19 protein-coding genes are annotated in these 19394 nt (G+C 49.8%); 18 read left to right on the top strand and 1 reads right to left on the bottom strand.

Annotated elements, in window-relative coordinates:
- The first annotated feature begins 3 nt into the window (after positions 1-3).
- The 17 genes from NYE37_RS10250 to NYE37_RS10170 all read left to right on the top strand — a co-directional run bounded on the left by NYE37_RS10250 (position 4) and on the right by NYE37_RS10170 (position 16289).
- Positions 4-786, top strand: coding sequence for a CoA-transferase subunit beta (locus tag NYE37_RS10250; protein WP_049719851.1), 783 nt, complete (start codon positions 4-6; stop codon positions 784-786).
- Between the two features lie 169 nt (positions 787-955).
- On the top strand, positions 956-2437 hold the full coding sequence (locus NYE37_RS10245; protein WP_138615064.1) for a nucleic acid/nucleotide deaminase domain-containing protein: 1482 nt from the start codon (positions 956-958) through the stop codon (positions 2435-2437).
- Positions 2438-2497: 60 nt separating this feature from the next.
- The gene (locus NYE37_RS10240; protein ID WP_037993671.1) at positions 2498-3037 is read left to right on the top strand and encodes an SUKH-4 family immunity protein; all 540 of its coding nucleotides are present in this window, start codon (positions 2498-2500) and stop codon (positions 3035-3037) included.
- Positions 3038-3209: 172 nt separating this feature from the next.
- The gene (locus NYE37_RS10235) at positions 3210-3431 is read left to right on the top strand and encodes an Imm6 family immunity protein (RefSeq protein WP_138615063.1); all 222 of its coding nucleotides are present in this window, start codon (positions 3210-3212) and stop codon (positions 3429-3431) included.
- 184 nt (positions 3432-3615) lie between these two features.
- On the top strand, positions 3616-4854 hold the full coding sequence (locus NYE37_RS10230; RefSeq protein WP_049719855.1) for an MFS transporter: 1239 nt from the start codon (positions 3616-3618) through the stop codon (positions 4852-4854).
- Between the two features lie 216 nt (positions 4855-5070).
- Positions 5071-5574: an Imm6 family immunity protein gene (locus NYE37_RS10225; RefSeq protein ID WP_138615062.1), complete on the top strand. Its 504-nt coding sequence runs from the start codon at positions 5071-5073 to the stop codon at positions 5572-5574.
- A gap of 145 nt (positions 5575-5719) precedes the next feature.
- A complete protein-coding gene (locus NYE37_RS10220) occupies positions 5720-6145 on the top strand; it encodes a DUF2935 domain-containing protein (protein ID WP_340711968.1) in 426 nt (141 codons plus the stop codon).
- A 247-nt stretch (positions 6146-6392) separates the two neighbouring features.
- Complete coding sequence (locus tag NYE37_RS10215; RefSeq protein WP_138615216.1) at positions 6393-7136, top strand: SDR family NAD(P)-dependent oxidoreductase; 744 nt, start codon at positions 6393-6395, stop codon at positions 7134-7136.
- Between the two features lie 28 nt (positions 7137-7164).
- The gene (locus NYE37_RS10210) at positions 7165-8343 is read left to right on the top strand and encodes an acyl-CoA dehydrogenase family protein (protein WP_340712055.1); all 1179 of its coding nucleotides are present in this window, start codon (positions 7165-7167) and stop codon (positions 8341-8343) included.
- A 21-nt stretch (positions 8344-8364) separates the two neighbouring features.
- Positions 8365-8811, top strand: a complete 447-nt coding sequence (locus NYE37_RS10205) for a MaoC family dehydratase N-terminal domain-containing protein (RefSeq protein WP_340711967.1) — start codon at positions 8365-8367, stop codon at positions 8809-8811.
- On the top strand, positions 8808-9227 hold the full coding sequence (locus NYE37_RS10200; protein WP_340711966.1) for a MaoC family dehydratase: 420 nt from the start codon (positions 8808-8810) through the stop codon (positions 9225-9227). The genes NYE37_RS10205 and NYE37_RS10200 overlap by 4 nt, the downstream gene beginning before the upstream one ends.
- Positions 9228-9253: 26 nt before the next feature.
- On the top strand, positions 9254-10006 hold the full coding sequence (locus tag NYE37_RS10195) for an SDR family NAD(P)-dependent oxidoreductase (protein ID WP_138615059.1): 753 nt from the start codon (positions 9254-9256) through the stop codon (positions 10004-10006).
- A complete protein-coding gene (locus NYE37_RS10190; protein WP_121873986.1) occupies positions 10007-10486 on the top strand; it encodes a PaaI family thioesterase in 480 nt (159 codons plus the stop codon). It begins immediately after the preceding gene.
- Between the two features lie 22 nt (positions 10487-10508).
- Positions 10509-12134 (top strand): long-chain-fatty-acid--CoA ligase, encoded by a 1626-nt coding sequence (locus tag NYE37_RS10185; RefSeq protein ID WP_121873987.1) that lies wholly within the window; start codon positions 10509-10511, stop codon positions 12132-12134.
- A complete protein-coding gene (locus tag NYE37_RS10180) occupies positions 12134-13327 on the top strand; it encodes an acyl-CoA dehydrogenase family protein (protein WP_340712054.1) in 1194 nt (397 codons plus the stop codon). The genes NYE37_RS10185 and NYE37_RS10180 overlap by 1 nt, the downstream gene beginning before the upstream one ends.
- An 18-nt stretch (positions 13328-13345) precedes the next feature.
- Positions 13346-14488: an acyl-CoA dehydrogenase family protein gene (locus NYE37_RS10175; RefSeq protein ID WP_138615213.1), complete on the top strand. Its 1143-nt coding sequence runs from the start codon at positions 13346-13348 to the stop codon at positions 14486-14488.
- 115 nt (positions 14489-14603) lie between these two features.
- Complete coding sequence (locus NYE37_RS10170; protein ID WP_138615056.1) at positions 14604-16289, top strand: sigma-54 interaction domain-containing protein; 1686 nt, start codon at positions 14604-14606, stop codon at positions 16287-16289.
- Positions 16290-16347: 58 nt separating this feature from the next.
- On the opposite strand, the gene NYE37_RS10165 is transcribed toward NYE37_RS10170, so the two are convergent.
- Positions 16348-17550 carry an ornithine--oxo-acid transaminase gene (locus NYE37_RS10165; RefSeq protein WP_037993658.1) on the bottom strand — a complete coding sequence of 401 codons (1203 nt, stop codon included), beginning with the start codon at positions 17548-17550 and terminating at the stop codon, positions 16348-16350.
- Positions 17551-17814: 264 nt separating this feature from the next.
- On the opposite strand from NYE37_RS10165, the gene NYE37_RS10160 reads away from it, so the two are divergent.
- Positions 17815-19251, top strand: a complete 1437-nt coding sequence (locus NYE37_RS10160; RefSeq protein WP_082240578.1) for a sigma-54 interaction domain-containing protein — start codon at positions 17815-17817, stop codon at positions 19249-19251.
- Positions 19252-19394: the final 143 nt, after the last annotated feature.

Genomic DNA, 19394 nt, shown 5'->3' with positions numbered 1-19394 from the left:
GAAATGGATTATACCACCGAAGAACTGATGGTGATTGCCGCAGCGAGGGAAATCCGGGACAAAGATGTCGTCTTTGTCGGGATGAGGCTCCCGATGCTGGCTTTTGCCGTGGCCAAAAAACTGCATGCTCCCGACGCCATCGGATTTTTCGAATGCGGTATCGTCCGGGACGAGCCTTCCGATGAACTGTTATACACGATGGGGGATCCTCCCAATGTGACAGGAGCCCAGTGGTGTACCTCCACCAATCACTTGATGTTTCTCATGCAACAAGGATGTGTCGATGTCGGGTTCATCGGCGGGGCGCAAATCGACCGTTACGGAAATATCAATACCTCCTATCTCGGAGGGACCACAACTCCCAAGGTGAAACTGCCCGGAAGCGGGGGAGCGGCGGATATCGCCTCGCTTTCCAACCGGTTGTTGGCCATCATGAACCATGAAAAGCGGAGACTCACCGACCGTGTGGACTACATCACTTCCCCCGGGTTCGGCAATGGGAGCGGATGGCGGGAATCCGTGGGATTGCCCTGGGGAGGATTATCCGCTTTAATCACCAATTTGGGGGTCTTAAAGCCGGATCCTGAAACCAAAGAATTGATGCTTGCAACCATTCATCCCGGCGTCGCTTTTGAACAAGTGCAAGAAAACACCGACTGGCCGTTAAAGCGGTTTGACTCGCTTACCGAAACCCCGCCACCTTCCGGAAAAGAACTGAAAACCCTCCGCTCGATCGATCCGGAAGGTTTTTGGACAGGACGCCGGGGTATTCGGACAGGTGGTTGATAAACAGTTTGTGGATTAAAGCACCTGCTTGTTGCAGGTGCTTTTGTATGGGGGATAATGAAATAATCTTGTAATAAGGACAGAAATTTCATAAAATTAATAATCATCCATTTCTTCGGTTGAAAGGAAAAGGAGGAATGGGGTTACGGGTTTTCGTAACCAAAGGACAATGGCGAAGAGACTGATTCAATATCTTTTAATTAGTTTGATGGCATTGTCAGGTATTGGTTTTTGGCATCAAGGTGTGGTGCTGGCAGACGGCATTCAAGTTCCCACTGTCAATGACGAGTTTGACCAATTTGAACAGAAAGAACCGATTCAACAGGAACAGCCTGTTTCGTCCCCTCCGGTCGATGAACAGAAAGGAATTGTGGATCAGATTACCGAACCATTGTCAGAGATCGTGGACTGGTTGGGGGACAAAATTTCCGGATCATGGGAATGGCTCAAAGCGAAAGCCGCTGCCTTTTGGGATTGGTTAACTGAGATTTGTTCCAAAATGGCGGAAGTTGTTGTGGATGCGCTGTCAACAGTTTGGGAATGGGTGAAAAAATATAAAGAATATATTGCTTGTGCTGTTGTTTTGGTCATTGGCATTGTCTTATGTTTTTTTCCGCTCACGTCCGGATTGGGAGCTTCCATTCTGTGGGGAATGGGGATTTCCTTTCTGGTTAGTGCCGGTCTGAATGGCGGAATTAATAAGGACACTTTCATGGAGGCGGCCATCGGTGGAGTGCTTGGGGTTTTGGGATTTGGCATTGCCGGAGGTCTTGCCAAAGGACTGGCATCCGGCATTGGTCAAAAGTTGATCATGGGTTTGAAAAATACCCCGGGCTTGGGTGCTGTTCTCCGGGGAGGACAACAACTGCTTCCTAAGTTGCCTGGTCCGTTTCAAAAAATGTTTTCCAGAACCGGGCTTATCGGAGCCGTCGAGGGTGCCGGAACCAGTGTGGCAGATGATATCCTTCATAACCGGAATATCAATGTGCTTAATGCCATTATGGCCGGCGTTTTTGGAGCTGGTGCCGTTGCAGTGGTTCATTTTGCCACTCCGGCGGTCTATAAAGCTTTCACTTCACTGGAACCGATTCTGGGCAAAACCCCGATTGTCAAAAACATCATCATGAAAGTGGACGGGTGTGTGGGAAACCGTACATCGGCAGGTTATCTTGCCTCTATTGAAATCCCCGGTTCATGTTTAAAAGTATTGGATTCCAAAACCATTCCGGATGAGATGCGGAGTCCTCATGTCAATCTCACTGGAAAAATACAGTACGGAGAATCCGATTTAAGTCAAATTGTCCAAGCTTACCGGAAAAAGAACAATCTAAGCTCAGGAAGAAACGTAGCCGTCTTTGAATATATCCAAAATGGCGAATACAAAATCATCATAAAAGAAAGTGGTTATGGACATTCTGAGAGAAAAATCGCCAGAGAATTGGAACAAGAAGGAATACATCCTGAGCAGGTAACCCGAATCTATTCGGAACTGGAGCCTTGCGTGATCCCGGGTGGAATGTGCCAACCGTTTATCGATAAAAATTTTCCAAATGCCAAAGTTACTTATAGTTTTGAATACGGAAACACCAGAGAGTCAAGGAGGAAAGGAGTCAATGAACTTAAAAAATCAGTCAAAGAAATAATGAAATAACAGACTGGGACATCCAGATGTTCAAAAGTGTTGGAATGCATAAACAGGGAGGCTGGATCCATGGCTGAGTTGACTAAAGAATTAAAAGCGTTTTGGAAAGACCAACTGGTTCCGTTTCATCATGAACAGCTGCCCCAATCCGGTTTGTCCGATTCAACTCTGACGTTCTTATCATCGGTCGGGTTGCCGCTGGATTCTGAGAAGGTGAAAGGAAGCCCTTTTTATCTTCATTTTTATGATCAGCCCAAAATGAAAAGGGATCATGAGGGTGAGGACTATTTGATGATCGCTGAGAATGAAGGAAATGAAATCGGGATCCATTGCCAGACGGATTGTTTGTATTATTTGGATTCCTTCTTTGCCAAAGGAAAAAGGTGGATGAACGCGGACCTTTCCACATTTCTGATGTTTCTCAAAATTTATCTGCGTCACCAGCCGCAACTGATCGATTCGATGGAGACGGGGGATGAAGAAAGAATTCGGGGGATCGTCGGGGAGATCAAACGACAATTTCATCAATTCGATCCAAAAGCTTTGGGAGAGGAAGAAACCTATTGGGCGGTGATTCTTGAGCAAGTGGAAGATGGTTTGATTTGCTGATATGCATATCATCGGAAAGCCGGGAGCTGAGAAATTCAGCTCTCGATTTTTTATTGAGCGTGAAAATCGGAGAGGGGATGATTTGCGGACTTATCTGATTTAAAATATAAATATAAATTTTTTGTTTTTAAAGGCGGAGGCCGGTTGGATGACACAGGGAGGGCAACAGAAAGTGAAGTGGTATAAAAAAGTAAACACCGATGCAAAAGCGGCTTATTTATTGGCTTTGTCCGAAAAGATCGTGTACAAAATATCCGGCCGTGAATGGTTTCAAGAAGCAAGGGAAGCGATGGACAGGTGTTGGGAGTTGGAAAGTGATGAAATGATTGATCAGTTTACGGACAAAGTGAATAAAATTAACGGATACCAAGAGCAATGGGCGGAACGTTTGTAACAATATCTTTTGCAAAATTATCCGTCCGGAAGTAACAATAAGATCCGGCAGGAAACATGCGGAGCAGGGAAGAGCTGGAGGCGGAAAACGGGACTTTCGGGATGTACCGGACTTTCTTTCTTGCGGTGGGTCCGATGTGAATCTTTTATTTTTGTCTCATCAAAAAACAAGGGGGCGAACCAAAATGAACACCCGTTTGCCTTTGCAACGGGAAACGATGGGATCTCAACAACCGGCTTATTATCGGTGGTTGATTTTGACGATTGCAACTTGGTCTCAAGCTTCTGCAACGTTGGTCACTTACGGAGTCGGGCCGCTGGCCGCGATTTGGCAGGAACAATGGGGATGGACCACTTTCCAGGCGGGGTTGTTGGTTTCTGCCGTCCAAATCGGCCCTTTATTGTCGATGCTCTTTATTGGTCATGCATTGGATCAATACGGGGAACGCTGGCTGATCAGTTTGGGTTCGGTTTTGTTGGGGCTTTCGTTTTTCTTTGTATCGTTTACGGAGAATTACTTCTTGTTGTTGGGATTGCTCGGGATTGTCGGGATTTGGTATGGAACGGCCCAACCCGGGGGAAGCAAGGTGATTTTGCGCTGGTTCTCAGAAAGGGAAAGAGGCTTGGCCATGGGCATCCGGCAGGCTGGCATTCCCATCGGAGGGGCCATCGGCGGAATGTTGCTTCCGTTCTTGTCTTTTCATTTCGGATGGAAAACGGCGGTATATACCCAGGCGTCCCTTGCCATCTTCGGTGGCTTGTTGTTCTTGGTTTTATACCGTGATCCGCCTCTTCCGCGCCAAAGCCAAAACAACCGCAATGCACAATTCAAAGAAAAGATCCAAGAGATTGCCGAAAATAAAAAAATGTTTCCGGTTTTATGCACCGGGATCATCATGGTTTCCCTTCAAATGGTTTTGGTGGGCCATTTGATGATCTTCTTCAGCAATGAGACCAATGTGGAACTGGTTCACGCGGGACAGCTGTTATCCACGGCTTTGCTGAGCGGAATGGCAGGGAGGATTGTGCTGGCTTACATCAGTGACAAGTGGTGGGGCGGAAACAGGAAATATCCGCTTCATCTTTCCATCTGGGCATCCGTGTTGGGCGTCTCTGTTTTGATTTTCCTTCCCGCGTCTCTGCCTGTGTGGGTTCTCTTTCTCTTGTCGGCATGGCTGGGCTTTTTTGGCATCGGATGGTTCAGTTCCTTTCTTTTGGCAGTGGCCGAGAACGCCCCGCCTCAGGCAGACGGATTGATGGTCAGCTATGCGCTCACACTCAACCAAGTGGCCATCATCCTGGCTCCGGCTGTTTTCGGGTTTATCGTGGATATGCAATCTTATTCCGTGGCTTGGTTGCTCATGGATTTGTTGCTGATCGGTAATGGATTGTTACTTTTAAAGAAAAGGACATTTGAAGGATAATTTGGTGCATGCCACTCAGATCAAAGCGGCTTTTTTATGACCATAAGTGGAGAGGGATCGTTTGCAACAATATCTGCTTCACAACCATCCGGCGGGAAGCAGGAAGAATCAAAAGGGAAGCACTGAGTGAAGTTGATGAATTGATTTTTGATATATTGATTCCTGCCCGCAGGTTTTTGCATAAATCAGAAATGAAAAGATAAACAGGTGATACCCATGAAATGGATTTCAAACGTTCATGATGACGCCGGGCCGGCTTATTTATTGGCTTTAACAGAAAAACTGATCAACCGGTTGAAAGGAACAAAGGGTTATCCGCAGTTGAAAAAGACGATTGGCATGTGTTGGGAATGGGTGGAGAAGAAAAAACACAGTGCGGATGATATTTATTTCGAGTTTGACAATGAAAATGACACGGGGGTGTCGATCTATCTTGAGCTGACCGATGATCCGCAAGAAGAGCAGATTTGGGTGTGTGCAATGTACGCCATTTGTTATACCATATGGCGGGCATATGATCACGCAAATGAAAAATACATTCCCCAACCCATTGAAATGGTTGATCATGACACGATTGATGAATTTATGAAGCAGATCAGACAAATCGACGGATACCAAGCGAAATGGACTGAGCGTTTGCAACAATATCTGCTTCACAACCATCCGGCGGGAAGTAACAAGAAAATCAAGAGAAATGAACTATTGAAGCACATCGATTAATACGAAACCGGGACAGTCTTTCCGGATAACGGGAAGGCTTTATTGATTTGAACGGGTCCGGGTTTGTGAGTGGTTTCAAAGCATATCTTTCTTTTTTCGGCATATATATTTACTTGCGACGGGGAGGAAAAAAGGAGGAGGTTTTGTGCAATTTTATTACGGGGAAAAAATGCCGCTTCGCATTCTGGATGAAGCCGAATTTTGGAAGCAGCAGGAGGCGGAACACACCGTTGTGATCAAGGAACTGGTCAAAAATTTGGAATCCCGGTATGTGGAGGCATTGAATGAGTGGGAAAAAGCTTTGACGGACACCCATCAGCTCGTTGTTCGCTGGATTGAGACGAAGATCCGGTTGCCCTGCAAAAAAAATCCGGAGTTGGAATACCGGGTGAAGCATTTGGTCCGGTTTTGCCTCCACCAAAGTGAGCAGTTTATCAAATTGTGCAGGATGATTCGCGACCAAAGCGCGGCTTTTCAAGGGAACAGGACGGCGCAAGTGGTGATGAATCATATTATTCGTGAATCCGAATATTTTATCGGGATCGCGCAAACAATCCTCTATCGATGTTGAATGGCTGAAGACTCCTGTCCCGGTGGGGGAACAGGGGTTTTTTTGTCGCGGAAAATAAGTCATTTTTGCTCATGCATAAATGACTGAACCAATGCAAAAACGACTTACGACATGAACCGGGTGGATCCACATGATTCCCAAACTCCCTGTCAACAAGCGGTTTCATGCCGGCGGATTGTACATTTATATTTGGCATAAAATTTGCAATTTAAAAAATAACGAGACATGGGACAAGGAGGGGGTTTTTTTGCGCTTTGCCGGAAAAGTGGCGGTTGTCACCGGTGCAGGAAGCGGGATAGGCGAAGCGATTGCCAAACGGTTGGCACAGGAAGAAGCATACGTGGTTCTGGTCGGCCGGACATTGAGCAAGTTGGAAAGGGTTGCCGGCGAAATCGGGGAGTCGCATGCGACCACGTACTCGGCTGATGTGACAAGTGAACAGGAAGTGAAGCGGCTTTCGGATTTTATTGAAGAAAAGTTTGGCCAGATCGATATACTCGTCAATAACGCCGGCAGTTCAAAACTGAATTTGTTGGAAAATATTTCGGTTGAAGAATGGGAAGAAGTGCAGGCAGCCAACCTGCGCAGTGTGTTTCTGGTCACCAAAGAATTGTCCAAACGGATGAAGGGCGGACAAAACCGGGCCATTGTCAATATTGCCTCCATTTCGGGAATGAAACCGGGGACGCTGTTTGCCCATTACTCCGCGGCCAAAGCCGGAGTGATCAATCTGACCCGTGCGTTTGCTTATGAGCTTTCCTCATACGGCATTCGTGTCAACTCGGTCAGCCCCGGATTTATTGAAACCCCGCTGATCGAAGACAGTTTGAATAACCCTGGTTTTGTCAAAACCATTGAGCGCCACACTGTTTTGAAACGGGTTGGGAAACCGGAGGAAGTGGCGGGGACCGTCGCCTTTTTGGTTTCCGATGATGCTTCGTACATCACCGGGGCGGACATTGTGGTCGACGGCGGCTGGCTGATTAAATAAGCGGTTGATTTGAAGGAGGCGGAACATGATCGATTTTGAGCTGACCCCGGAGCAGAAGGAAATCCGACGGCTGGCACATGATTTTGCCGAAAAAGAAATCCGTCCTCATGCGGCTTACCATGATGAGACCGAGGAGTTTCCCTGGGAGATTGTCAAAAAGGCACACAAGCTGGGATTGACGACCTTTTCGTATCCCGAGGAATACGGCGGCGGAGGCATCGATGATCCGGTGACCAGCCTGCTGGTTTCCGAAGAACTGGCTTGGGGATGCGCCGGCATCGCGGTGGCCATCAACGGGTCGCATCTGCCCGCTGCCGCCATCATGGCCATGGGAACCACCGAACAGAAGAAAAAATGGATCCCGATGCTGTGTGATCCCGATCGTTGCTTGATCGGCGCCATGGGGCTGACGGAACCCGGAGCCGGTTCGGATGTTTCTTCCATTCAAACCACGGCCCGGCGGGAAGGCGATGTGTATGTATTAAACGGGACCAAACAGTTTATCACCAACGGGGGCATCGCGGACATCCACGTGGTGTTTGCCACTTTGGACCGGAGCAAAGGCTGGAAGGGCATCGCGGCGTTTCTCATTGATGACAAAAACACGCCGGGTTTTTCCATGGGACGCAAAGAAAAGAAGATGGGGGTCCGGGCGTCGCATACTTCCCAGATCATCCTGGAAGATGTGCGGGTTCCGGTTGAAAACCGGCTGGGCGGGGAACCGGGGGATCCGGAATATGTCCCGGGGTATGTCGGGGCTTTGAAAATGTTGGAGCACACCCGGCCGGGAGTGGCTGCCTCCGCCATCGGCATTGCCCGGGCGGCCTATGAATATGCCCTGCAGTACGCCAAGGAGCGAATCCAATTTAAAAAACCGATTATTGAGCATCAAGCCGTTGCCTTTAAACTGGCTGACATGGCGACCCGGATTGATGCCGCCCGGCTTTTGACCTGGAGGGCCGGTTGGATGCGGCATCGAAAGATTCCTTTTCACCGGGGCGAAGGCAGTATGGCGAAGTTGTTTGCCGGGGATGTCGCCGTGCAAACCACGATGGATGCCATTCAAATCCTCGGCGGCTATGGATACATCAAGGAGTATCCGGTGGAAAAATGGGCCCGGGACGCCAAGATCTATCAAATTTGGGAAGGAACGGCCGAAATCCAAAGACTCGTGATCTCCCGGGCCATTGCCAAACACGGGAAATGACGGTAAGGGAGGAAACGAAAAGTGGATGTGAATGCATTCCGGAAATGGGTGGGCAAAGAATCCTCCCCGGTCAAAAATGAAGTGGAAAAAGGCGCCATCCGCAAATTTGCCGAAGCAATCGGGGATCCCAACCCGCTGTATCATGATGAGGCGTATGCCCAAACCACACGCCACGGCCGGATCGTCGCACCGCCGACGTTTTGCCGGACGTTTGATTATGGCATGATTCCGGGGTTTTCTCTCAAGACGGACGGTCTCATTCACGGGGAACAACAGTTTGAATACTTCCGTCCTGTTTATGCAGGGGATGTGATTTACTGCTCGACGAAATTGGCGGATGTTTATGAAAAGCAAGGGAAATTGGGGAAGATGATCTTTTTGCTGTATGAGCAAAAAGGCGTGGATGAAGCGGGAGAGACGGTCTTTATTGCCCGGTCCAATGTGATTTACCGGGGACAGGAGGGATGAAGTTGCGGACATTTCAACCGGGGGATCCGATCGGCCCGTTCAAAAAAACGCCGGTCACCCGTACCCAGTTGGTGATGTATGCGGGAGCGTCGGGAGATTTCAACCCCATTCATTATGATGACGATTATGCCCGAAAATCCGGATTGGGCGGAGTGATTGCCCACGGCATGCTGACCATGGCCTTTGTCGGGCAAATGCTGACCAACCTGATCGGGACGGACGGGGATTTGAGAACATTCGGGGTCCGGTTTACGGGAATGGTTCGTCCGGGCGATGAGATCACCTGTGAAGGACGGGTGAAAGAAACGAGATGGGAAGAAGGAAAACAAGTGGTTTTATGCGACATTTGGGCATCGACGCAAAATGGGGACCGGGTTGTCACCGGCAAGGCGGAATTTTCCGTCCCGGCAGCGTGATTTTTTCAATAAGGAGTGGATGAAATATGAGATTGAAAGACCGTGTGGGGATTGTCACCGGATCGGGAAGAGGAATTGGTGCTGCAACGGCGATATGCCTGGCGGAAGAAGGAGCCAAGATCACCGTGACGGATGTGAATGCCGAAACCTGTGAAGAAACGGCGCAAAAAATTCGCGAAGCCGGAGGAGAAGCCATTGCGGTCCCTTGCGACATCACGAAACGGCAAGAAGTGGAAGACATGGTGCAAAAAACCGTGGACACGTTTGGCCGGTTGGACATCCTGGTGAATAATGCCGGGGTGATCCGCGATAATCTGGTCCATAAAATGACCGACGAAGATTGGGATATCGTCATGGATGTGCATCTGAAAGGAACCTTTTATGCATCCAGGGCGGCCCAACGGTTCATGGTGCCAAACCGCTACGGGAAAATTGTCAATTTCAGTTCCACTTCGGCGCTCGGCAACCGGGGACAATTGAATTACTCGACGGCTAAAGCGGGGATTCAAGGGTTCACCAAAACGCTGGCCATTGAACTTGGCAAATTTAACATCAATGTCAATGCCGTGGCCCCCGGTTTTATCGAAACGGACATGACCCGGCAAACGGCGGAAAGGATCGGGGTTCCCTTTGAAGATTTTAAAAAAGCGGCAGCACAAACCATTCCGCTGGGGAGAACAGGCAAACCCATTGACGTGGCCAATGCGGTCTTGTTCCTGGTGTCGGATGAAGCCAGTTTCATCACAGGGCAAGTGCTTTATGTCCGGGGCGGGGTTTGATTGAAGCCGTCCATTTGGGAAGAGGTGCAAAAAAACGGCACCGAGATGGAAAAGTTGCTGCTTGAGCGGGTGGAACAGGCGATTGTAAACGTCCGGGAAAATGTCTCAACGCATCTTCATGAAATGATTGGTTTCAAAGGGAAGTGGACATCCGAAAAAACGTTTCAATTTGAAACCGAAGTGACTCCGTTTTTGTGGAACTTGAACCAAGCCGTCCATGGCGGCGTGATTGCCTACATTGCGGATACGACGATGGGATCGTTGGTCTACTCCCGACTGCCGCCGTGTAAAATGTCGGTGACTTCTGAAATGAAAATCAATTACATCCGTGCTGTGCACAAAGGGAGATTGAAGACACAGGCAGAGTTGTTGCATCTGGGCAAGCGGACGGCGGTGGCAGAGTGCAGGCTTTATGACGGGGATGATCAGCTGGTTGCCGTCGCCAGCGCCTCTTTTGCCATCCTGGATCAGAAAATCTGATGCGAAAAAGGGGGAAACTTTGGTGGACAAGGTAACCGTGGTGGGCGGGGTGAGTCATGCCAAAGGACAACCGTTTGCATACGAAACGCTGTCTCTGCCGCAAATGTTTGACCGCACAGTGGAACGACACCCGGACCGGACCGCCGTTTATTTTTATGACCGGGAGATTTCCTACAAAACGTTGCAAGACATGTCCAAGCGGGTTTCCGGCGCATTGCGGGCCTGCGGGGTGAAAAAAGGGGACCGGATCGGGATCATGTTGCCAAACTGTCCGCCTTATGTGGTTTCTTTTTTTGGTGTCTTGCGGCGGGGAGCGGTCGTGGTTCAGATCAACCCGATGTATACCCGGCGGGAGTTGGAAGCCATTTTAACCGATTCCGGAGCGGACGTGTTGATCGTTTTCGGGGAGTTGTATCCGCGTGTCCAAAAAATAAAATCTTTTTCCCGGTTGAGAAAAGTGATCATCGTGGAGACGGATTCGTTCCGGTTGGAAAATCCGCTTTCGCATGAGGTTTCTTGGAAAGCGTTTCTCCATGAGGCGGCACCGGTTCCCGATGAACCTGTGGATCCTAAGTGCGACGTGGCGGTGTTTCAATATACCGGAGGAACCACGGGACGTTCGAAAGGCGCCATGCTGACCCATCAAAATCTGGTGGTGAATGTCCAGCAAATTCATGCGCATGCCAGCGAAAACCCCCTGACGGAGCAGGACAAAATTTTGACCGTGATCCCGCTCTTTCATGTGTATGGCATGACTTGCGCCATGAATTTCGGCTTTTTTCTCGGCAGTTCCCTGATTTTGCTGCCCCGGTTCGAATCGCTGGAAGTGCTGAAAACCATTCAAAAGCACCGCCCCGCTTATTTTCCCGGGGTGCCCACGATGTATGTCGCTTTAAACGCATATCCGGGAGCGGAAAAATACGGTGTGGATGCCATCCGGATCATCAACAGCGGATCGGCATCCCTGCCGGTTGAATTGATTCAGTCGTTTGAGAAAAAGACCGGTGCCGTGATGTATGAAGGTTACGGTTTGTCGGAAGCCTCCCCCACCACGCACAGCAACCCTCGCTCCGGGCAGAGAAAGCCGGGAAGTGTGGGCATTCCCCTTCCGGGAACGGAAGCCAAAATTGTGGATCTGGAAACCGGAACCCGGACGGTAAAGATCGGGGAAACCGGGGAACTTGTGATCCGCGGGCCGCAAGTGATGAAAGGGTATTGGAACATGCCGGATGAAACCAAACAAACCCTTCGAAACGGCTGGCTATATACCGGGGATATCGCCCGCATGGACGAAGACGGCTATTTTTACATCGTGGACCGGAAAAAAGATTTGATCATTGCCGGCGGATACAACATTTATCCGCGGGAAGTGGAAGAAGTGCTGTACACCCATCCGGCTGTTCTGGAAGCAGCGGTGGTCGGGGTGCCGGATCCGTACCGCGGCGAAACGGTCAAAGCGTATTTGGTGTTCAAACCGGGGGCCAAAGCAACGAGTCAAGAGTTGGAAGCGTTTTGCCGCGGGCATCTGGCACCGTTTAAAGTGCCGAAACAGTTTGAAATCCGTTCCTCCCTTCCCAAAAATGCCGTCGGGAAAATATTACGCCGGGTGTTGAGGGATGAAGCGAAAAAAGGAGGGGACAACCCGTGATGAACTTTGCTTTGTCCGGGGAACAAAAGGCGGTTGCCGATTTGGTCCGGCGCTTTGTGGACCGGGAAATCCGGCCGTATATCCAAAAATGGGATGCCGAAGGGCATTTTGAGCCAAAGATTTTGCAACGGCTGGCTGAATTGCAACTCATGGGGGTATGCATCCCGGAAAAGTACGGCGGTGCCGGAATGGATTACAATACGCTGGCCATCGTGTGTGAAGAGTTGGAACGGGGAGACATTGCTTTTCGCACTGCGGTTTCGGTTCACACCGGCTTAAACAGCCTGACGTTGTTGCAGTGGGGCAATGAGGAGCAGAAAGAAAAGTATTTGACGCCCCAAGCCCGTGGCGGGAAGATTGGCGCTTTCGGGCTCACCGAGCCGGATGCCGGATCCGATGTGGCGGCAATTTCCACGACCGCCGTGAGAGACGGGGATGTTTACCGGTTGAACGGGCAAAAGACATGGATTTCCTTATGCGATGTGGCGGATCATTTTCTGATTTTTGCCAAAACGGATCCTTCAAAAAAACACAAGGGCATCAGTTGTTTTATCGTGGAACGCACTTTTGAGGGCGTCACGGCCCGGGCCATTCAGGGAAAATTGGGAATTCGCGCCGGCAATACCGGAGAAGTGTTTCTGGATGATGTCCGGGTTCCGGCGGAAAATCGTGTGGGGGAAGAGGGAGAAGGATTTAAGATTGCCATGTCGGCCCTGGACAACGGACGCTTCACGGTGGCCGCCGGAGCCTGCGGTTTGATCCGGGCGTGTCTGGAAGCCAGTGTCAAGTACTGCCATGAACGCAAAACCTTTGGCAAGGAAATCGGCCGCCATCAATTGGTCCAGCAAATGATCGCCAAAATGTCCCGGAACCTGGACATTTCCCGCTTGCTGGTCTACCGGGCCGGATGGTTGAAAAACGAAGGAAAACGGAACACAAGGGAAACTTCGATGGCCAAGTGGTTTGCCTGTGACGCCGCTTTTGAGGCGGCCAATGATGCGGTCCAAATTCACGGGGCATACGGTTATTCCAATGAATATCCGGTGGAACGTTATCTCCGCAATGCCAAAGCGCCGGTGATTTATGAAGGAACCCGTGAAATCCATACCATCATGCAAGGGGAATATGCGCTTGGTTACCGGGTGGACCGGCCGTTAAACCGGAATTTGCCGGCTTGGCCTTTTGAAGACTGAGGAGGAGAGATGGTTCCCATGATCACCTTTCCGGATGAATTGCGACAGATTGCCAAAACAGTAAAGGATTTTGTGGAGAATGAAGTGGAGCCGTATGCCAACCGGATTGAGGAAGAGGATCAGGTTCCCGGCCATTTGCTGGAAAAAGCCAAACAGTTGGGGCTTTTCGGTCTGGGGATTCCCGAGGAATACGGCGGATTGGGGCTCGGGGTGACAGGCAAATGCCTGGTGTTGGAAAATCTGGGGCGCACCCATAACGGATTTGTTTCCATCATCGGTGCCCACACCGGCATTGGCAGTACCGGCATTGTCCGGTTGGGCAGCCGGCATTTGAAAGAAAAATATTTGCCGGATCTGGCCGCCGGGAACAAGTTGGCCGCCTTTGCCTTGACCGAACCGGAAGCCGGATCGGATGCCGCGTCCATCAAAACCCGGGCGGAGAAAAAAGGAGACCGGTGGATCTTAAACGGGATGAAACATTTTATCACTAACGGGCCCGATGCCGATCTTTTCACAGTGATTGCTGTGACCGATCCCGGCAAAGGGGTGAAGGGAGGTTTTACTGCTTTCGCGGTGGAAAAAAGCTTCCCCGGCTTGAAAGTCGGAGCGGTCGACAAAAAAATGGGGCTTCGGGGTTCACACACGGCACAAATCTTCTTTGAAGATTGTGAGGTGCCGGAGGAAAATGTGATTGGCGAAGTGGGAAACGGTTATGTATCCGCCTTGAAAATTTTGACGGAAGGGCGGTGCACCCTGGCGGCACGGGCTTACGGCTCCTGCCAAAAATTGATTGAGTTGGCCACGGAGTATATGAAACAAAGGGTGCAATTCGGCAGGCCCATCGCCGAAAACCAGGGGTTGCAATGGATGCTGGCAGAGATGGCCACGGAAACCGAAGTGGGGCGGGCATTCAACTACCACGTTGCAAAGAAATTGGAAAACGGGGAAAAAGCGATCAAGGAAGCAGCCATGACCAAGTATTATGCCACTGAGACCTATAACCGGGTGGCGGATCGTGCCCTGCAAATTTTCGGCGGCGCCGGTTACATGAAGGAAACCGCTGTGGAACGGTATTACAGGGATGCGAGAATCACCAAAATTTATGAAGGGACCAATGAAATCCAAAAGAATATTATTGCGTCCCAACTGCTTGGGAAGTAGATTCGTTTGGGCTTACCGGCCGGATGTTCGGCACGGTAAGCCTTTTTTATGGAGGAATATTCAAATTTAACAAATAATTATTAATAGATGACCTTTTTTTGGAAGGGGCGTCAAGATGGAAAAAGTCGGGGAGATTCAAGAAATGAAGAAGTTGGAAACGGGAATCGCCGTTTTTGACCGTGAGGGAAAAGCTTTGTATACGGACAAAAAGATTTTGCGGTGGTTGGAGGGGACCGGACAAACCGGTTTAAAACAATTGGTTTTTGAGAAAAAAACGTCTTTGCCTGCCAGCTGGATCATCAAGCACCAAGAGCGGTATTTGCAAATGAATCTGTATTCCTGCCAGGGGATGGTCATCTTGGTTGTGGTTAATCTGACCGCACTCAAAGAGATGGAAGAGCAATTGGAGGAAGCTAAAGCCGTGCGGGATGAATTGGATGCCACGATTCAAAATTCCTATGATGCCATTTATATTGTGGATGCCAACGGCATTACCCGCAAAACCAATGATGCGATCGAACGGTTGACCGGCATCCCGAAGGAGTATTATATCGGCAAGGATATGCGCTATCTGGAGAAACGGGGGATTGTGAAAAAATCGGTTTCCTTTGAGGTGATGAAAAAGAAAAAGCCGGTCACCATGGTTCAGGAAACGGCCACGGGAAAAGTGTTGTTGATGACCGGAAGCCCGGTGTTTAATGAGGAAGGTGAAGTGATCCGGGTGGTGACCAATCTCCGCGATATCTCCGAATTAAACCGGCTGAAAGAAGAGTTGTCGCAGCTTCGCAAATTCCACGCCGGCGATGAACCGGTGGTTGTTGAAAGCCCCGAGATGAAGCAAGTGATGGAGCTGGCCGGACGCGTCGCCGAAACCGACACGACGGTGTTATTGCTCGGAGAATCCGGCGTGGGGAAAGAAGTGATTGCCCGCATGATTCACAAAAACAGCAAACGCTATGAAAAAGGTGCGTTTATTAAAGTCAATTGCGGGGCCATCCCGGAAGAACTTTTGGAATCAGAGCTTTTCGGTTATGAATCCGGAGCGTTTACGGGAGCGAAAAAAGAAGGGAAAGCCGGTTTGTTTGAACTGGCCCATGAGGGAACTCTTTTTTTGGACGAGATCGGGGAAATGCCGGTTCGGTTGCAGGTCAAACTGCTCCGGGTTTTGCAAGATCAGGAATACCGCCGGCTGGGCGGGGTGAAAACGATCAAAGTGAATACAAGGATCATTGCCGCCACCAATCGTGACTTGAGAAAAATGGTGGCGGAGGGGAAATTCCGGGAAGATTTGTATTACCGTTTGTGCGTGGTGCCGATTGAGATTCCTCCGCTCAGGAAACGGCCGCAGGATATTGTGCCGATGATCCGTTTTTACATGGAGAAATATAACCGCAAATACCAAACCCATAAGCAAATGGCCTGGGAAACCATGCAGGTGTTGCAAAACTATCATTGGCCGGGAAATATCCGGGAATTGGCCAATCTGATTGAACGATTGCTGGTGACAACGCCATCGGATGTGATCCTTCCGGAACATTTGCCTTTTTTATCCGGTGGCAAGCGGACGGCCCAAAATGAGTTCGCGGAAGCTGTCGAATACTTGGATGCCGAAAAACTCGGCGGATTGAAAAAGGTCATGAAACAGATGGAACGGCAGATCATTTCTTCTGCCTTTCAGAAATACAACAGTTCTTATGAAGTGGCAAAAGCACTGAAAATCAGCCAGTCCACCGCGATCCGCAAAGCGTACCAATACGGGATCCGAAGCAAAAACAAAAACATCAGGAAGAAACGTTTATAATGAAAAAACTGCATGGAAGAAAACCGGTTCCATGCAGTTTTTGTGTTGGAAAAAATGATCAGCGGGCAAATACCGATTTGATTTTTTCGATCGCCCAGTCCAGCTCCTCTTTTTTGATCACCAGCGGTGGGGCGAAGCGAATCACATTTTCATGGGTTTCTTTGCAGAGCAATCCTTCTTCTTTTAATTTTTCACAATAAGGACGGGCCGCTTCATGCAGTTCAACACCGATGAAAAGGCCTCTGCCCCGGACTTCTTTGATCGCCGGATGGTCAATTTCTTTTAATTTGGATTGGAAATAGTCGCCGAGTTCCAATGAACGATCGGCCAATTTTTCCTCTGTAATCACATCAAGGGAAGCGATCGATACGGCGCAGGCAAGAGGGTTTCCGCCAAATGTGGAACCATGGGAACCCGGTTCAAAGACCCCCAGAATCTCCTCGTTGGCAACCACGCAAGAAATGGGCATCACGCCGCCGCCCAAGGCTTTCCCGAGGATGTAAACATCCGGAACCACGCCTTCCCAATCGCAGGCGAACATTTTGCCGGTCCGCCCGAGCCCGGTTTGGATCTCATCGGCCATAAATAAAACACGATGCGCTTTACAGACTTCATACGCTTCCTTTAAAAATCCGTCCGGCGGGATGTTGATGCCGGCTTCTCCTTGGATCGGTTCAAACAGGAAGGCCGCCGTGTTTTCATGGATCGCTTCTTTTAACGCATCGATGTCGCCGTAGGGGATAAGCCGGATTCCGGGCAACATCGGGCCGAAACCGCGCTGATAATCGGCTTCGGAAGACAACGAAACGGCGAGCATGGTCCGTCCGTGGAAGTTTCCGGTGCAGGCAATCACTTCCGCTTTGTCCGGTTCCACGCCTTTTTTCTCATAAGCCCATCTCCGGGCGGCTTTAAAGGCGGTTTCCACTGCTTCGGCTCCGGTGTTCATGGGCAGGGCCATGTCTTTTCCCGTCAGCTTGCAGATTTTTTCCAGCCACGGTCCCAGTTGGTCATTGTGAAACGCACGGGAAGTCAGGGTGACCCGGTCTGCCTGTTCTTTCAAAGCTTGAATGATTTTCGGGTGCCGGTGTCCTTGGTTGACGGCGGAGTAAGCACTGAGCATATCCAAATATTTATTTCCATCCGGATCTTTCACCCAAACGCCTTCCGCTTCGGAGACAACGACCGGAAGCGGATGATAGTTGCGTGCTCCATAGCGGTTGGTTTGGTCAATGATTTGACCGGACCGGTTTGTCGTGGTCATGATGATCCCTCCAGTTTTCAACTTGATTTTTCATGGGTGAGGAAAGTTTGATGGGATAAAACTGTTCGGTAAGAGTACAGAGCAAATTTCATGCCAGTCAGTTCGTTGCCCGGATGGCGCGGTTTTATGTAAGAACGGGTGCAAATAAATTTTGCGTATGACAAGTATTGACCCAAAAATGTGCCAAGATATTTTGCATCGGCGAAAATCCGTTTATAATCAAAGTATATACTCCATGACCGACGGATGCGGGAGGCAAGGAAGATGAACAGTTCGCAAGGAAAGAAGGGTCTGTCTCCCAGGCAGATGGATGCAATTTTTAAGCAATTGATCGATGATGTGGAGATCGGCATTCATATGATCGACCGCAGCGGAAAGACCATCATTTACAATCAAAAAATGGCGGAAATCGAATCGATGAAGCGTGAAGATGTTCTCCATAAAAATGTTTTGGAGGTGTTTTCCTTTTCCCGTGATCAAGGAAGCACCTTGTTGGAAGCGGTCCGGACGGGAAAAGAAACCCGGCGGGTGAAACAGACGTATTACAACAATAAAGGAAAAGAGATCACCACCATCAATGATACGTATCCGATCCGGGTTGACGGTGAAATCATCGCGGCGGTGGAAATGGCCAAAGACATCACCAAACTGGAACATGTCATGAAAGACAATGCGTGGCGGAACAAAAACACCACTTACACGTTTGACCAAATTATCGGGCAAAGCGAAGCTATCCGTTTTGTCATCAAAGAAGCCCAAAGGGCGACCCGCACTTCTTCTTCGGTGCTGTTGGCGGGGGAAACCGGAACCGGAAAGGAACTGTTTGCGCAAAGCATCCACAATGGCAGTCCCCGCATGAAAGGGCCGTTCATTGCGCAAAATTGCGCGGCGATCCCGCACAGCCTGGCGGAAAGCATTCTGTTTGGCACCAAAAAAGGAGCGTTTACCGGAGCGGTGGATCAGCCGGGCTTGTTTGAACAGGCCGATGGCGGAACCCTGCTGCTGGATGAGATCCATGCGTTGAATCCTTTGGTGCAAGCAAAATTGCTCCGGGCCATACAGGAAAAAACCATCCGCAGGGTCGGGGATACCCGGGATAAAAAGGTGGATGTGCGCATTCTTGCCACCATCAATGAAGATCCGGTCGATGCGGTGCACCGCAACCGGTTGCGAAAAGACCTGTATTATCGCCTCAGTGTGGTGACGCTGTACATTCCGCCCTTGCGTGAACGCAAAGAAGACCTGGAACCGTTGGCACATCATTTTATCGACAAATACAATAAATGGTTCCATTTAAATGTCCGGGCGGTCAGCCCGGAAGCCTGGAAGATTTTTGTTCAGCATGACTGGCCGGGAAATGTGCGGGAATTGGAACATGTGATTGAAGGAGCGATGAACCGGATTGTGGATGAAGCGGTGATGGATGTTTGCCATCTTCCGTTGCGGTTGAGAAAAAAATACGAGCATGACTCCGGCGCGGCCGGATCGGTTCCGACACAATCCACCGGTTGGATTCCGGAATGGTTCCGCGGCCAAACCTTGCAGGAAAAAATGGAAGAGGCGGAAAAAAGGCTGATTCAAGAAGCCTTGAAAGAAAATGACGGGAATATCACCCGGACTGCAAAATCTCTTGGCATCTCCCGGCAGAGTTTGCAGTATCGGATGAAAAAGTACCATCTGGCAACCGGAGAGACGCGTTAAACAAAACCATTCCAAACCTTGCAGGCAGACGGGCCATTGCCTGATCGTTGCAAGGTTTTTCAAGTACAAAAAAATTGTGATTGACACGTGTGAAGAAGGAACCGCCAAAGTGATGGAATAAATGGAATTCCACTTGTCCCCAT

The organism is Thermoactinomyces sp. FSL K6-2592 (genome assembly GCF_038006465.1).
GTDB classification, from domain to species: Bacteria; Bacillota; Bacilli; order Thermoactinomycetales; family Thermoactinomycetaceae; genus Thermoactinomyces; species Thermoactinomyces vulgaris.
This window is presented reverse-complemented; position numbering and strand designations above follow the sequence as displayed.

Bases quoted from the DNA above. Each gene is read 5' to 3' on its own strand.
- NYE37_RS10230 (WP_049719855.1), top strand. From the start codon at position 3,616: ATGAACACCCGTTTGCCTTTGCAACGGGAAACGATGGGATCTCAACAA.
- NYE37_RS10245 (WP_138615064.1), top strand. From the start codon at position 956: ATGGCGAAGAGACTGATTCAATATCTTTTAATTAGTTTGATGGCATTG.
- NYE37_RS10165 (WP_037993658.1), bottom strand. From the start codon at position 17,550: ATGACCACGACAAACCGGTCCGGTCAAATCATTGACCAAACCAACCGC.
- NYE37_RS10160 (WP_082240578.1), top strand. From the start codon at position 17,815: ATGAACAGTTCGCAAGGAAAGAAGGGTCTGTCTCCCAGGCAGATGGAT.
- NYE37_RS10250 (WP_049719851.1), top strand. From the start codon at position 4: ATGGATTATACCACCGAAGAACTGATGGTGATTGCCGCAGCGAGGGAA.
- NYE37_RS10225 (WP_138615062.1), top strand. From the start codon at position 5,071: ATGAAATGGATTTCAAACGTTCATGATGACGCCGGGCCGGCTTATTTA.
- NYE37_RS10170 (WP_138615056.1), top strand. From the start codon at position 14,604: ATGGAAAAAGTCGGGGAGATTCAAGAAATGAAGAAGTTGGAAACGGGA.
- NYE37_RS10240 (WP_037993671.1), top strand. From the start codon at position 2,498: ATGGCTGAGTTGACTAAAGAATTAAAAGCGTTTTGGAAAGACCAACTG.
- NYE37_RS10200 (WP_340711966.1), top strand. From the start codon at position 8,808: ATGAAGTTGCGGACATTTCAACCGGGGGATCCGATCGGCCCGTTCAAA.
- NYE37_RS10195 (WP_138615059.1), top strand. From the start codon at position 9,254: ATGAGATTGAAAGACCGTGTGGGGATTGTCACCGGATCGGGAAGAGGA.
- NYE37_RS10175 (WP_138615213.1), top strand. From the start codon at position 13,346: ATGATCACCTTTCCGGATGAATTGCGACAGATTGCCAAAACAGTAAAG.
- NYE37_RS10180 (WP_340712054.1), top strand. From the start codon at position 12,134: ATGAACTTTGCTTTGTCCGGGGAACAAAAGGCGGTTGCCGATTTGGTC.